Genomic DNA, 14847 nt, shown 5'->3' with positions numbered 1-14847 from the left:
GACGGCGGCAATTACCGGCTTGCCGCAATTCACCATCGCCTTGACCAGATCCCCGGTCATCCGGGTGAATGCCAGCAATTCCTTCATGTTCATCCGGGTCAGCGGCCCAATGATGTCATGGACATCGCCGCCAGAACTGAAATTACCGCCGTTCGACGCAAAGACCACCGCGTTGACGTCATCGGAGTAGGCCAGATCGCGAAACCAGTCGCGCAATTCGGCATAGCTGTCAAAGGTCAGCGGGTTCTTCCGGTCAGGCCTGTTCAGGGCAACCGTCGCGATGCCATCGGAGATATCACAAAGGAAATGTCTGGTGTCACTTCGCATGTTTGTCATTTGCCCTCGTCCAACGATTTCACCAACGTCTCCAGCTTGGTGCTGAATACCATGGCTTCTTCGGCATCGAGCGTCCCAAGCAGCTTGTCGATCCATCCTTCGTGGGCCGCCGCCTGCGTCGCAAACTCGGCCTCGCCCTTGCGTGTCAGCCGCACCAGCGAGGCGCGCCGGTCGCCCTCGACCGCCACCCGCATGACCAGTCCCTCGTCGACCAGGCGATCCACGATGCCGGTGACGTTGCCGTTCGACACCCGCAACACGCCTGAAAGCTCGCTCATCTTGAGGCCGTTCTTGTGTCTTGACAGAGCAGCCATCACATCAAACCGAGGCAGGGTTGAGTTGAACTCACTGCGCAGTTTTGCGCGCAGATGTGCCTCGACCCCACGTGACATCTTGAGCAAGCGCAACCAAAGTCGCAGGCGTTCCTTGCTTGGCGCTTCGATGGTTCTTGAGGCGGGGCGGGTCATATTTCACCTCCGGATATGGTCATCGTGTGACCGTTGACGCCGCGCGCCGCCTCTGAACACAGCCACAAGGCGGCGGCGGCGACCTCGTCAGTGTTGATGAAACGGTTTTGCGGATTGGAACGTTTAAGGGCGGCTTCTGCCTGTACCCGATCCGCACCGGTTTTTTCCATGATGGTGGCTATCGAACGCTCCAGCAAAGGAGTTGCGACAAACCCGGGGCAGATAGCGTTCACGGTAATCCCCGATGGTGCAAGCTCCAGGGCCAGAGCACGGGTCAACCCCACGACACCATGCTTGGCCGCGCAATACGCCGAGACATAGGGATATCCTTTCAGGCCAGCGGTCGAAGCTATGGCGATCAAGCGCCCATACCCGGCCTCCTGCATGTCCGGTAGCGCAGCCTTATAGCAGTGGAAAACTCCAGACAGGTTCACATCCAGCACCTGCTGAAAATCGCTACTAGACATCTTCGAAAATGGCTTGCTAGGCGCCGCACCCGCATTGGCTACGACGATCGTGACCTTGCCTTGTTCCTGCCGGGCCGCTGCGAACGCCGCCTCGACGTCCTCAGGCCGCGTCACGTCGCAGATCTGATAGAAAAGGTTCTGTGCTTTCAGCCTGTCCTCGTTGCGTCCGAGGATCGTCACTTTCGCTCCGGCATCAGCGAATTGACGGGCGCATTCCGCACCAACTCCGGTTCCTCCACCGGTTACGACAACATGAGAGCCAGAAATATGCATTGCGAACCCCAGTTACAGGGTACTTTAGCAACCGGTATTTATTTCAACAATAAAAATTTTGAACTTAAAGTAAAATGATGAAAACAGTTAATAAATCAATTCTTTACCCCGGAAATTTGAATTCGCGGTTATCGAGGATTGACCCAGAGGTTCGACAGAACCGTTACGTGATCATCTCCCGGCAATAGCAATTTGCCGGGAGAATCGTCAGCGGTCCATCAACCGTCGTTGCCGGAAGAGCGCGCTTCTTCGCGAATGTTCACCCAGGGAGTGGCAGCACCGGCTTTGGCATACTCGTCATATTTCTCGCGCCCCAGCGCTTCGACAGCTTGCGCAATATAGCCATCGATGTCGGCCTTGTCCGTCGGTTCAAACTTTGCGCCGATCTTGGCCATGTTTGCCTCGACGGCTCCAAGCAGACGCGCCGCCTTCTCGGCGTTTCCATGTTTCATTGCAACGCCTCCATATGCGGCGACGCAAAGGTTGATTACGGGCGGATAATCGAAATCCCGCCCCAGATCGAACGCCTCGCCCAAAAGTGCCAGCGCCTCGTCGGTTTTGCCTTCGGCGATCCGGAAATGCGCGACGTTCTGTTTCAATAGCCCGGGCCAGAATGTGTTCCGTTCCAACGTCAAAAGCTCCAGCGCCTGACCATAGCATTCTTCGGCAGCATCTTTCATGCCTTCCATGCGCGCGCCTTCGCCCATGATAAGCAAACCGAGCGCAGTGAAATAATTGTCGCCTTTGGCCTGCATGTGCTGGATGCAGCCCATGATCGTTTCACTCGGATCTTCGATGTTGCCGGTCGCAGCCCCGCAGATCGCGTGGATCATGGCGGCTTTCTTCGTGGCATCTTCGTCGTTCAATTCAGTAAAGATACGCTCGGCCTTCTGACCGTGAAGGTAAGCCCCTTCGTAATCGCCCGCCATGGCCTTGGTATAGGCAGCGGCCAAATTGATTTTCGCAGCGGCAGCGCTGTCACCCAACTTGGAGGCGAGTTCATCCGTTTTTTTGATCCAGTCAAGGCTTTCCGTAAACTGACCCTGAGATATCCAGTACCAATAGAGTGCGTCTATGAAACGCGCGCAGGTCTCGATGTCCTGACGCCCGAGGGCAATGCGCAAAGCGGCACGAATATTGTCAGCCTCGTCACTCAGCCGTGTGACATGGCGTTTTTGTTCGTGGGTCAGAACATACGCGCCGCAGGTTTTGCAAAGCCGTGCGAACTGATCGATGAACGCAGTTTGCGCCTGTTCCAAGTCACCGTTTTTCTCCAACAACTCCGTGGCGAACTCGCGCACCATATCAAACATTCCGAATCGAGGGGCGCCGTTGGCGACACGTCGATAGAGCAGGTTCTTGGATGTCAGCGATGCCACGGCCTCAAGGACGTCCGCATCAAAATCTGATATTTCCAACAAAGTGTCCTCTGCATCGTCGATGCGGAAGCCACCCGAAAAAACGGATAGGGCCAAAAAGGTCTGTCGTTCCTCCTCGTTCAACAGGCTTTCACTCCATTCGATGGCATTGCGAAGCGTCCGATGACGCCCGGAATCCTGTTGCGAACTGCGCAAAAGCTTCAGTTTCTTGTCCAGCCGCTCCAGAAGCTGTTGCGGCGACAACAAAGACATGCGTGCGGCTGCCAGATTGAGCGCAAGCGGTATTCCTTCAAGTCGGGTAACGATTTTTGCCACCGTCGCCCGGTTGTCGGCAGTAATCTGAAAGTCCGACGTTTCCGCTTGCACCGCCTCTACAAACAGCCGCATGGCACCGCTTGTTTCGGGGGTGGGGTCGCTGGCCTTGGGCAGGCTGAGCGGATCAATGGCATAGATCTTTTCCATTCTCACTCGCAACTCAGCCCGGCTGGTGACGAGAAGGCGCAGATTGGGGCAATCGTCCAACAGATCTGACACGGCGACGGCCGCATCAATGACGTGCTCGAAGGTGTCGAGCACCAAAAGCATGCGGCTGGTGCCGATGAAGGATGCGATATCGAGGCTGATTGGGCGGCCGGGATAGTCACGCACGCCCAGCGCCTGAGCGATACTGGGCAGTACCAGTCCCGGGGTATCGAGACCGCTGAAATCGACAAAATACGCGCCGTCTTCGGTGTCGCGCAGCCAAAGCGCAGCAACGCGTTGCGCCAAAGTCGTCTTACCCGTGCCCCCCATGCCCGTAACCGTAACAAGACGATCCGAGGAGTCGTTCAGCAAGCCCATGATCTCGGAAGTTTCCCGATCGCGGCCAACGATCGGGCCGCAGGGTTGAGTGATGTTGGTACGACGTACGTCCAGAGTGCGGAGCGGTGGAAAGTCGATGCAAATCTGCGGATCGACAATGTCAAAAAGTGTTTCGGGATATCGGATCGCTTTCAACCGATGAACACCCAGCGGTCGAACTTTTACGTCCCACGCCGCGAAATCATCTTGTTCCAGCAATTGATAGACGTTTCGCGACAATACGATCTGTCCACCGTGTCCGGTATCTCCGATGCGCGCGGCCAGATGCAGGTCATAGCCGACAAGTTGTTTTCCCAGCTGCTGTATCGGTCCTTCGTGCAGTCCGATTCTGACACGCAGGTCGATGCCGCGTGGCCACTGTTCCGTTTTTAGTCTGCGCTGAATTTCAATAGCCGCGCCCAAGGCCTGGCGCGGGGTGTCGAACAAGACCAGAAACGAGTCACCCTGCGTACCATCCTCATCGCCGCCAAACGGGGCATAGCATTCCCGAACGATATCCTGGTGGCGCCTGAGAACGGCAGGGTATTCATCGCCAAGCGCCTGCAGCAAAGCCGTTGATGCTTCGATGTCTGTGAACATCATCGTTCTGCTGACGGCATCAGTTCTGTGCTCAGCTTTTTGTTCAATCGCCGCTTGATTCATCGTCGGTTCCGTTCGTCTTGATTTTTCTTTCAACCGCGGCCTTGGCCTGTGCCCATTGCCTTGCCAAGTCCGATACCAAATCGCCAACCGTTGGGGATGCACGGGCCATCAGACAATTCCAATCCTCCGCCCTGTGTTCGGCGGCGATCCGGTATTGCAACAACCTGTGTTCCTCGTCACCCAGCGCACCATCCTCAACCGCTCTCAGAAATTCTGAGACCGCCTTGAAACGGAAACGCTCTGCGTCAATGTCGCCGGAACGGGACACCTGGTCAATCAGGAAACCGGAAAAAGCCATTGCTTGATCAATATGTTTGCATTTGACGTGACGCCAATCGAGTTGCTCAAGGTATTTGGTCCATTTGTCTGGCAGGATTGGGTCAATACTGTGCAATTCTTCAAGCGCATTCCGGTTTTTTCCAAGCCACCGGTTTGCGCGACCGGTCATCAGCAACCACAAAACGAATCCTGCGTCATGTTCGCCAACATCTGGTCCAAGCGCAGACCCCGGCAGGCTGGTTCGCAGATCGTCCAGATCCCTGAACGGAACGCGTGTCGCACGTGGGCGCGTAGCCCAACCGGGGTCCCGTTTCATCAGTCGCGCCACCAGCTTCAACGCGCTGCGGGCATCCTCGCGCTTCGGGTCTTGATCCCTGAGCCAGTCGGACATCCCGGTAGACGGTTCTTGGTTCTGGCTGGCGGCAAAAATGGCGCGCCACGTGCGTTCGGAATAGTGCAGGTTTTGTGCGGCTTGGCAAAGTGCGTTGGCCTCTTGCAGCGAAATGAGGTTCCGGCGAACGGCTCGGCGCAGGGCGATCCGCACGCCGGCCAGTGGCAAGGTCAGAGATGGATAAGGGCGCTCGGGATTGAAGGTCACGGCGACCTCGTCCTCACTGTCGATCAACCTGCGTCGGAACATGCGGAAAATCCGGCCCGTGCCGATGGCCCCCAAAGGGGCGCAATCCACCGCGCGCAGCGCTCCCATGCTTGCTGCACCAACGACAACTGCTCCGTCCCGCAAAACATCGGCAACTTCGCGCGGCGACACCGCGTCGTTTTGCGAAAACACGCCATCAAGGATGACCATAACAGAGTAGCGTAACATGCGGGCCAAGTGCAGATCACCGCGACGCACAGGCGGTCGCAGCTCGGCAATCGGCAGGATGCGCCGGACTTCCTCAGCGGGGATCGACGGGCCGACAAAGACCAGTGGAGGGGCCGCGGGGGTCGTGAAGTCAGGTGTATCTATACCAGCCATCTCAGATCCCGTCGCGAGACGCGGCTTTGGTCCACCAGAAAAACGCTCAGCCCCGGAACGCAGACCCGAACAACCGCCGCCTGCAAATCACTGCGGGTCAGGTCTGCAAACAAAGCTTGCGAAAACCCGGCAACCTCCAATGCGCCGAGAATGTGAGCCAGATCATCAACCAGATCGTGGCTTTCAAAACTGGGAACGCTGCTCCATGTGCTGAATTCCATAGCCTCAGGGTGAAACGGAAAGGGGCGTTTGCGTTGCGGCATTCTGTTGAAACTGTCTCGCGCGCCTTGAATGCGGGCCAGACGCGACTGAACGGCCTCGGTCAAGGCCCGGGACAGGGCCACACCGGCGTTCGGCGCACAGCCAAGGCCGGGAAACTTCTTTTTTTGCGGTCCCGAAGGCGTCGGATACGACCCATCGATAATGGTGGCGCGAAAAACGGGGATGCGGATGTCCTGAGTAATTTCCTCAAGCTCAACCGACAGCCCTTCTTCCTCGATTTCGCCGATCAGATTCCGACAGGTTTGCGGCAGGTCAGCCTCGGCGGCAATTCTCCGGCACGTCGGCGCCGTGTCTTCTGCTTCGCCATAGAGTTCAAAAAACAGCAGTTGACTGATTGCATCGCGCTCGACCAACTCGCACAGCCCGTGCACGACCGCTTCGAGGAGGGTGTTGCCCGAGGCGAGCCCGTTCGTGTCCGGCAGGTGCAAAAGGCCGTCAACCGGCGGGCAGACCATCATGTCCACAGGAACCAGGACATCACGTGCCGTTTTCAGATCGGTTGCCGCGAGCCACGTAAATTCACGATCGGGGTCAAATCGGGTGCCAGGTGGAAGAGTAAGAAGCCTAGGGTCCAACGCGTTGGAATTGCATTCCGACAGCTTGGAAAAGCTGGCCCGAATGGCGCCTTGGGGAATCGTTTCCGCTGTGACCCTTTCGCACGCTTCCATGATGGCGCTTGCTTTTGCCGCCGCCTTGCTGCGCCCTTTTCCCATATGCGTGGTCAAATCGCGGGCGAGAGGGGTGACAGCACAATAGACCGGTAATCCAAGGCGATCCAAAGGCGTCAGATCGGCCACCCGTGTTATCGGCAGCGCGGACCTGATCCTGTCACATTTCTCGAGTGTCTGTTCGGCGGTCAAGGTCCTTGGGAAATCAAGCGAGACCTTGACCGAGTTTTCGTGGCCAAATAGGTGCCGTACGGTCTTGGCGATAGACGGCACTCAGGTAACCTTAAAGCGCGGCCATGCCGCCATCTTCATCACCGTCGGACGAAAACGGCATACCGGTGATCTTGTCCTTGAGTTTGATAATCGCGTCGATTTCTTCTTTCGAGAATTCCTCGTTCAAAATGCGCTTGTGGTCATCTGAAATGTGGCTTGCGTCCTGAACGGCTCCTGCGTTGACCAAGCGATCCAAATTCGAAGATTCGGCCATGACTTCATTCCCCCTCTGTAGGTTTCCGGCGGAATGCCGAAAATTATTAACAAACTCTATGCACGACAAATTATGCCAGCGTGTCAACGAATATTGTTGAATTTCTGCCCTTTCCAGCCGAAACTTAACCAAATGTTTAGAAATTTTGAGGCGAGCAATGAATGAGAATGCTTCTGTCGTAGGCAAACTTTCCAACAGCCAGATCGTTCGCACAAAGATGAAGCTGACCTGCTCTGCCGCGAATGAGGCATTCGCCAGATTCTGGGCGCGGCCAGACCTGCCAGACCTAATTCCGGGTTTTCTTGTCACGCTTCAACAAATCATGCGTGCCACCGTCCCATTGATGGAGGCCGCGCGGGATCGTGCGGCGGAAATGGCCGAGCGTGACGCCTTGTGCCGCCATTTGCGCGACTATTTTGCCAAGCATGTAGGCGAAGAACGTGACCATGATTTATGGGCGCTCGACGATCTCGAAGCGGCGGGGTTTGCGCGGGCAGACGTTCTTGACGTTCTGCCGCTTGGCGATGTGGCCTCGATGATGGGGGCGCAATACTATTGGATCCACCATTATCATCCGGTCATGCTGTTGGGTTGCATCGCGCTTTTGGAATCCGCACCCCCCAGTGACCAGTTGATTGACAAGCTTGAACGCGAAAGCGGTTTGCCGAAAGAAGCCTTTCGAACCTATCATTTCCACGGCCGCGTCGATCCGCATCATCGCGACGATCTGGATGAAGCGCTGGATCAGATGCCGCTCAGCCGCCGCCATCTAGGTCTGATAGGTATCAGCGCGACGCATACTGCGAACACGCTTGCGTCGATCGCAGGCCGAATTTCTCCCTCCGACGCCCCTGATCGACGGATCTGAGACGGCATTGCGATTTCGGGGGATCGCGATCCGCAAAATACAGGAGATCACAGTGACCAAGCGCAGCAGTGCGCCGCTTCGAAACCCGATGGTTTTGCGCGGCAGTCCCTATGCCGACGACGCAACGGACCGCGTCGCACAAATCGAAGTTCCGGCGTTGGCGCAAGCTTTGAAAAGCGTTGGCAAAACCTACGCAGTGGGCGAAGCGTTGGCGATGCCGGAAACCGAGCCCCTTTCCACCCGTGACCGGCGCAAGATCATCGATCAGTCCATTCTTGTTCTCAGCGAGCTCTATGTTCATCGGGAACTTAAACGAACCAGGCATGCGGTCGATCCGGTGACGGCTCTGCGTCAGCTCAAACGACGCTGCGACAAGCTGGACGGATATGAATTTCACCTTCATATCATGAAGATATTCAAGGGGTTGCGGGATATTCACACGGCCTATGTGATGCCTCCGCCCTTTTCAAACATGGTGGCGTTCCTGCCATTCCTGCTGGATGCTCACGTCATCGACAGCGACGCACCTGTGCATGGCAAGGTGTGTGAAGTCGAAGACCTCAGCGAAGACAGTTTCGACCCGGATGCCGAGCGTACGGTCATCGTTTCAGGGCTACTCGCGGATTTCAAACATCCTTATTTCAAGCCCGGCGTCGAAATCCTGAGTTGGAACGGAATGCCGATCCACGAGGCGATCCGACGCATCGGCGAGGAAGAGCAGGGCTCGAACATCTATGCACAATTCGCTCTGGGTCTGCGTCTGATGACGGTCAGGTGGTTCGGTGGCTCGCTTCCGCCCAGCGAGTACTATGTTACGATCGCGTACCGCTATTGGGATGAAGAAGACAAAGAGGTCATTCGCGAAATCCGTTTTCCCTGGCGTGTCATTCTGGACAACGAAGACAAGGGCAGGGTGGCCTCGGTTCAGGCCATGTGGGAATTGAAGAAGAACTTTCAGAACAACTCCACGTCGGACCCCTCAATGGAACACCGCTCGATGTATGAATCGACCGTGCGGAATACTCTGTTCCAACGGCCCAGCGAGATCGACCGCAAGGAACGCATCATCAAGATGCCCGCCGAAATCGAAGGCCTGCCGCCCGGCGTGTTCGAAGTGCACAATATCAAGGTCGACCATGGGCCTGACGGGTTCAAGTTCGGCCTTGTAAGGATTGTGCACTTTGATTGCAGCCCAAAGAAATTCGTCGAAGGCTTTCTCAAGATTCTGTTCAGCATTCCACAGACCGGGCTATTGATTGACGTTCGATCAAATCCGGGCGGACAGGTGGTCGCCGCCGAACGGGTCCTGCAATTCCTGACACCACGTGTCATCACGCCGTTGCCTTTTCAGTTTCTGGCGACAACGCTGGTGGAACAGATCGTATGGTCCAGCAAAAGCAAGGCAAAACCTCTCCGGGATTGGCGCAACAGGGTGTCTCCGGCCGTGGACGTCGGCAATATGTTTTCGGGCCAGGAAACGCTGACAGACCCGCAATCTGCCAACGATATCGGGCAGGTCTATTACGGGCCGATTGCGCTGGTCACCAACGCGATTACCTACAGTTCGGGCGACATCTTCGCGGCCAGTTTTCAGGATCACGAAATCGGGCCCGTCATCGGCGTCGACCCCAGCACAGGAGGGGGCGGGGCCAATATGTGGCCGCATCGCCATTGCGTCGATCTGGTTACCCCCGGCGAAACGCTCGACTACCTGCCGCCCGGAAAGGCGCCAGTCGAACCCAAACCGCATTACGCGGTGCGACGCTGCACGAGGGTGGGCAAAAACCAGGGCCTTCCCATTGAAGAGGATGGCGTTCGTCGCGATCATTTCCACAACCTGACCCGCGACGACCTGCTGGGCGGTGACGTCGATCTGATCCGCCATGCCGCCAAGCTGTTGAGCGGGCTGCCAAAGCAGGATTTCGATGTGGGTTTACGGGTGGATGGTCGGCCCATCGCGCTTGATTCAATCATTCTGGATGTACCGGTCGTTACCGACCAGGTTCAGGTGGAACTCGACGTGGATGTGGGCGAGCGGTACGGAGGGCTGCAGTTCATTCTGTCCGTGGATGGTCGGCCCATAGGGCTACAACTCCCAACGAGCAACCGGACCCGAATGAAGTTCAAGCTTGACACAAACAAAATGGCGGATGTTCGGCTGGATGCCCATGACTTTGACATCGTAAGCGGTCATAGCTCAGGGGTGGCTGCTTCCTTCCGGCGTCGGATCCTCTTTAGGCGGCTGTCGGATGATGTCGACGGTGCGGCGTTGCAAAGCGCCTGACCAGCCCGGGGCTGCCGCCCCGGTCTTGCCGTTCTACCCGCAAATCTCGACCTCAGTCTCCCAGTCCTGGCATTTCTCGGCCAGGGTGGGGGGCAAGGCCTGATCGGTGTAAAACCTGTCGATACACTCCATCGACACGATGCGCGCAGGGGCAGAGCGTTGGAACTTGGAATGGTCCGCAACCAGAAAGCTCTTTCGCGCCTGCGTTAGGATGGTCTGGCTGACCTTGACCTCCTGAAAGTCGAAATCCAGCAGGTCCCCGTCCATGTCCAGTGCCGAGCAGCCAATAACCGCATAGTCGAACTTGAATTGTTCGATCACGGCCACCGTCAGGTTGCCGATCAATCCTCCGTCCGCCCTGCGCAGAACCCCGCCAGCGACGACGATCTGACAATCTGGATTGGCAACCAGAATATTGGCCACGTTCATATTGTTCGTAACCACCATCAGGTTCTTATGGGCCAGCAGCGCCCGCGCGACCGCCTCGGTCGACGTGCCGATATTCAGAAAAATCGACGCGCCGTCCGGAATATCCCGTGCGCATCTTTCGGCAATTTTGGTTTTCGCGTCCTCGTTCAAACCGCGCCGGTCTTCGTATCCGATATTTGACACGCCCGAGTGCAGAACCGCCCCGCCGTGCACGCGGTCAATCTTTCCGGCCTCCGACAACTCGCCAAGGTCGCGACGAATGGTCTGGACCGTAACCCCAAAGCGTTCCGCCAGATCCTCGACCGTAACCCGGCCTTCGGTCCGGGCAATTTCAAGAATATCCGATTGTCTGAACGAAAGGGACATGCTGGGATTCTCGGCTGTTTCCGAACGCACCGTTGAAGGGGGTTGGACTATTCTTGGTGTTTTTGCGTGAACGCATGCGAAAGTCAATCAAGCCAAAACGAAATAAAACGAAAATTAATGTTGACGAAACGAATAACTGGCGCATAGATGCGCGCAAAACCCAGAGCGTGGAGCCACTCCAAAATGCCCGGTCAAAAACCCCAGATTTGCGATCTTTTCATCATCGGTGGCGGTATCAACGGATGCGGCATTGCGCGCGACGCCGCTGGTCGGGGCCTATCGGTCGTGCTTGCGGAAATGAACGATCTGGCCTCCGCAACCTCGTCAGCATCGACCAAGCTGTTTCATGGCGGTTTGCGCTATCTGGAGTATTTCGAAGTGCGCCTTGTGCGCGAGGCCCTGATCGAGCGCGAGACCTTGCTGTCGGCCATGCCTCATATCAGTTGGCCAATGCGCTTTGTCCTGCCGTACCATCCCGATATGCGCTTTGACGCGGAAACCCCGACTTCGCGCATTCTGAATACGGTCATGCCGTGGATGCGCGGCCGGCGGCCAGCCTGGCTGATCCGGCTGGGTCTTTTTCTTTACGATCATCTGGGCGGTCGCAAGGTACTGCCCGGCACACGGCGGCTGGATCTGCGGAATACCCCTGAAGGCCTGCCATTGCAGGACAAGTTCCGGCACGCCTTTGAATACTCTGATTGTTGGGTCGAAGATGCCCGCCTCGTCGTCCTGAACGCCCGCGACGCCGCGGCTCGTGGCGCACAAATTCTTGTCCGAAACGAGGTGGTCGCGGCAAGGCGCGACGGCGATTTTTGGACAATCTCGGTCAGGGACAGCAATACGGGAGGCACACGATCATTTCAGGCACGTATGCTGGTCAACGCGGGCGGGCCGTGGGTTGGCGATATCATTCAGAATCGCGTCCACACGCAATCGCGTGATGGCGTGCGTCTGGTGCGCGGCAGCCATATCGTGACCCACAGGCTTTACGACCACGACAAATGTTATTTCTTTCAGGGCGAAGACGGACGCATCATCTTTGCGATCCCGTATGAAACCGACTTCACGCTGATCGGAACCACCGATCAAGACCATGCGGACCTTTCGGAAAAACCCGTCTGCACCGAAGAAGAGCAGGACTACCTTTGCGCTTTTGCCTCGAAATACTTCAAAACGCCGCTGTCTCGTAAGGATGTCGTCTGGACCTATTCCGGTGTTCGCCCGCTGCATGACGACGGGGCCAGCAGCGCTACGGCGGCGACCCGCGACTATTCTCTCAAGGTGGATGACGACGGCGGCGCGCCCCTTCTGAACGTGTTCGGGGGCAAGATCACCACCTATCGACGTCTGGCAGAAAGCGCCCTGGAAAAGATCGGCCGCTACTTCCCTGACCTGCCCGGTCCCTGGACAGCCGGGATCGCCCTGCCGGGAGGGGATTTCGCCGTGGGCGGCTTCGATGACCTCGTCGCGCGCCTGTCCTCCGAGTTCAACTTTCTGGATGCATTCTGGGCACGCAGGTTGGTCAGGGCCTACGGCACCGAGGCATGGGACGTACTGGCAGGCGCAACATCGCGTGACGAACTGGGGCAGGACTTTGGTGCGACACTGACCGAACGCGAAGCCGTCTGGTTGATAGACCGCGAATTCGCGCGCAGGGCCGAAGATATCGTGTGGCGCCGCAACAAGCTGGGCCTGCGACTGAACGCGGAACAGATTGCCGTGTTGGACGCATGGATGCTGCAGCGGCGGGGCGTAACCGGAGCAGCGCCAGCCAACCACGTTCCTTCAGCCGGTTGAAGGCGAACGGCGGCAAGGGTGCAACCCCTGCCGTCGCCTCAATGATCAGGCCGTCGGAGGCGTCGCCTCGTCTCCGGGATTGGTGTCTTTCGTGCCTTTGACCCATTCACGCAGGCCCTGCATCACCGCATAAAGCACCGGCACCAAAATCACACCGACGATTGTGGCGGCCAGCATCCCGCCGAAAACCGCAACGCCGATGGCCTTCTGACTGGCGGCTCCGGCGCCATTTGCGGCCAGCAACGGAACGACCCCCAGCAGGAACGACAGCGCCGTCATCATAACCGCGCGGAAACGCTGATGAGCGGCCTCTGCCGCGGCTTCACGGATCAACAGGCCCTTGGCCCGCTGCTCCATCGCGAACTCCACGATCAGAATGCCGTTTTTCGAGGCCAGCCCCACCAGCATGATCATCCCGATCTGCGTATAAAGATTGATGTCGCTGCCCACGATGGCGACCGCCGCCACCGCCCCGAACAATGCCACGATAACGGATAACAGGATTGAGACGGGCATCGTCCAGCTCTCGTACTGTCCCACCAGGAACAGATAGCCGAACAGTACCGCAAGCCCCAGAATGATCACCACCAGATTGCCAGACGCCAATTGCTGTTGCGCCGTTCCCGTCCATTCGAATGCATAGCCCGAGGGCAGGGCGGTCGCCGACTCCTCGGTCATGACCCGGATAGCGTCGCCCGAAGACAATCCCGGCGCCGGCACAGCGGTCACTGTTGCCGAACGGAACAGGTTGTGCCGTTTCAACAGGACAGGCCCCAGGACGTTTTCGACATCAACCAGCGTTCCCAGCGGAACCATCTCTCCTTTGGTCGACCGCACAAAAAGGTTCGAGATATCCTCGACCTTGTCGCGATAGCTTCCTTCGGCCTGGATCATCACCCGATAGACGCGGCCATAAAGGTTGAAATCGTTGACATAATAGGAACCCAGCTGCGCCTGCATGGTCTGAAATATCTCGGCGACCGAGACCTGCAATGTCTTGGCCTTTTCCCGATCCAGATCGACGAAAAGCTGGGGCACGTTGGCTCGGAACGTGGTGTAGGATTGCGCGATTTCGGGCCGCTGGTTCACTGAATAAACGAACGACCCGACCGCCGAGGCCAGATCCTGCGCGCTGCCGCCGCCGGTCTGCTGCACCTCCATCTCGACCCCGGCAGACATGCCAAGGCCCTGGATCGGCGGCGGGTTGAAGGCCACGATCGAGGCAGCGGATTCCTGGTTCGCGATGCCCAGGATTTTCCGCAGGATCGCGTTGGCGCTCAGATCCCCCTCCTGCCGGTCGTTCCAGTTGTCGAGGTTCACGATGATCATCGCGCCATTGGCGGTGAGCCCGTTGAGCAACGAAAACCCGTTGACCAGAACAGTGTTGGCCACCCCGTCAAGCTGGCGGAACTGGTCGTTCACACGCGCAGTGACCGTTTCCGTCCGCTCCAGCGTCGCCGCGTCGGGCAGTTGGATATCGACAAACAGATAGCCGTTGTCCTCAAGCGGAATGAACCCTTTCGAGGTGTTCCCCATGATTGCACCCGCACCCAGCGCAATGGCGGCAATGATGCCCAGCGAAATCACGGGAATGCGCAGCAGGCGCCGAACGATGGCGGTATAGCCGCCCCGCATGCCGCCAATGAACCTTTCGAACACCGCCAGCAATCCCGTCGGCGGGCCCGAGCGCGCTTTCAGAACCAACCCGCAGAGGGCAGGGGACAGGGTCAAAGCGTTGATCGACGATATCACAACAGCGGTCGAAATCGTCACGGCAAACTGCGAATATAGCCGCCCCGATATGCCAGGCATGAACGTCACCGGAACGAATACCGCCAACAAAACCAGTGTGGTGGCGATCACCGGTCCGGTGATCTGGCCCATCGCCTTGCGGGTGGCCTCGGGCGGGCTCAGTCCTTCTTCGGCTATGATGCGTTCGACATTTTCGACCACGACGATGGCATCATCCACGACGATCCC

At 57.6% G+C, this 14847-nt stretch carries 12 protein-coding genes; 3 read left to right on the top strand and 9 right to left on the bottom strand.

Annotated elements, in window-relative coordinates; translation table 11 throughout:
• From AC2FNB_RS18125 to AC2FNB_RS18095, 7 genes are all read right to left on the bottom strand, one after another.
• Positions 1-327, bottom strand: a 327-nt coding sequence (locus tag AC2FNB_RS18125) for an enoyl-CoA hydratase-related protein (protein WP_496748304.1), incomplete at its 3' end; no start/stop codon positions are given.
• 5 nt (positions 328-332) lie between these two features.
• Positions 333-803, bottom strand: coding sequence for a MarR family winged helix-turn-helix transcriptional regulator (locus tag AC2FNB_RS18120; RefSeq protein ID WP_496748303.1), 471 nt, complete (start codon positions 801-803; stop codon positions 333-335).
• Positions 800-1543: an SDR family NAD(P)-dependent oxidoreductase gene (locus AC2FNB_RS18115; protein ID WP_496748302.1), complete on the bottom strand. Its 744-nt coding sequence runs from the start codon at positions 1541-1543 to the stop codon at positions 800-802. The genes AC2FNB_RS18120 and AC2FNB_RS18115 overlap by 4 nt, the downstream gene beginning before the upstream one ends.
• 218 nt (positions 1544-1761) lie before the next feature.
• Positions 1762-4362 carry an adenylate/guanylate cyclase domain-containing protein gene (locus AC2FNB_RS18110; RefSeq protein WP_480748109.1) on the bottom strand — a complete coding sequence of 867 codons (2601 nt, stop codon included), beginning with the start codon at positions 4360-4362 and terminating at the stop codon, positions 1762-1764.
• A 43-nt stretch (positions 4363-4405) separates the two neighbouring features.
• Positions 4406-5683 carry a TfuA-like protein gene (locus tag AC2FNB_RS18105; protein ID WP_496748301.1) on the bottom strand — a complete coding sequence of 426 codons (1278 nt, stop codon included), beginning with the start codon at positions 5681-5683 and terminating at the stop codon, positions 4406-4408.
• On the bottom strand, positions 5671-6906 hold the full coding sequence (locus tag AC2FNB_RS18100) for a YcaO-like family protein (protein WP_496748300.1): 1236 nt from the start codon (positions 6904-6906) through the stop codon (positions 5671-5673). The genes AC2FNB_RS18105 and AC2FNB_RS18100 overlap by 13 nt, the downstream gene beginning before the upstream one ends.
• 10 nt (positions 6907-6916) lie before the next feature.
• The gene (locus AC2FNB_RS18095; RefSeq protein WP_480748112.1) at positions 6917-7120 is read right to left on the bottom strand and encodes a hypothetical protein; all 204 of its coding nucleotides are present in this window, start codon (positions 7118-7120) and stop codon (positions 6917-6919) included.
• A 157-nt stretch (positions 7121-7277) separates the two neighbouring features.
• Here AC2FNB_RS18095 and AC2FNB_RS18090 point away from each other — a divergent pair, with 157 nt between their 5' ends.
• The gene (locus AC2FNB_RS18090; protein WP_480748113.1) at positions 7278-7988 is read left to right on the top strand and encodes an iron-containing redox enzyme family protein; all 711 of its coding nucleotides are present in this window, start codon (positions 7278-7280) and stop codon (positions 7986-7988) included.
• A gap of 52 nt (positions 7989-8040) precedes the next feature.
• Positions 8041-10272 carry a S41 family peptidase gene (locus tag AC2FNB_RS18085; RefSeq protein WP_496748299.1) on the top strand — a complete coding sequence of 744 codons (2232 nt, stop codon included), beginning with the start codon at positions 8041-8043 and terminating at the stop codon, positions 10270-10272.
• A 33-nt stretch (positions 10273-10305) separates the two neighbouring features.
• Here the strand turns inward: AC2FNB_RS18085 and AC2FNB_RS18080 are convergent, their stop codons facing one another.
• The gene (locus tag AC2FNB_RS18080) at positions 10306-11067 is read right to left on the bottom strand and encodes a DeoR/GlpR family DNA-binding transcription regulator (RefSeq protein WP_496748298.1); all 762 of its coding nucleotides are present in this window, start codon (positions 11065-11067) and stop codon (positions 10306-10308) included.
• 183 nt (positions 11068-11250) lie between these two features.
• Here AC2FNB_RS18080 and glpD point away from each other — a divergent pair, with 183 nt between their 5' ends.
• Positions 11251-12867, top strand: coding sequence for a glycerol-3-phosphate dehydrogenase (gene glpD, locus AC2FNB_RS18075; RefSeq protein WP_496748297.1), 1617 nt, complete (start codon positions 11251-11253; stop codon positions 12865-12867).
• Between the two features lie 45 nt (positions 12868-12912).
• Here glpD and AC2FNB_RS18070 read toward each other — a convergent pair.
• The coding region (locus tag AC2FNB_RS18070) for an efflux RND transporter permease subunit (protein ID WP_496748296.1) at positions 12913-14847 on the bottom strand (1935 nt) is incomplete at its 5' end.

The sequence above is a fragment of the Ruegeria sp. BHSB058 genome (assembly GCF_059613285.1).
This window is presented reverse-complemented; position numbering and strand designations above follow the sequence as displayed.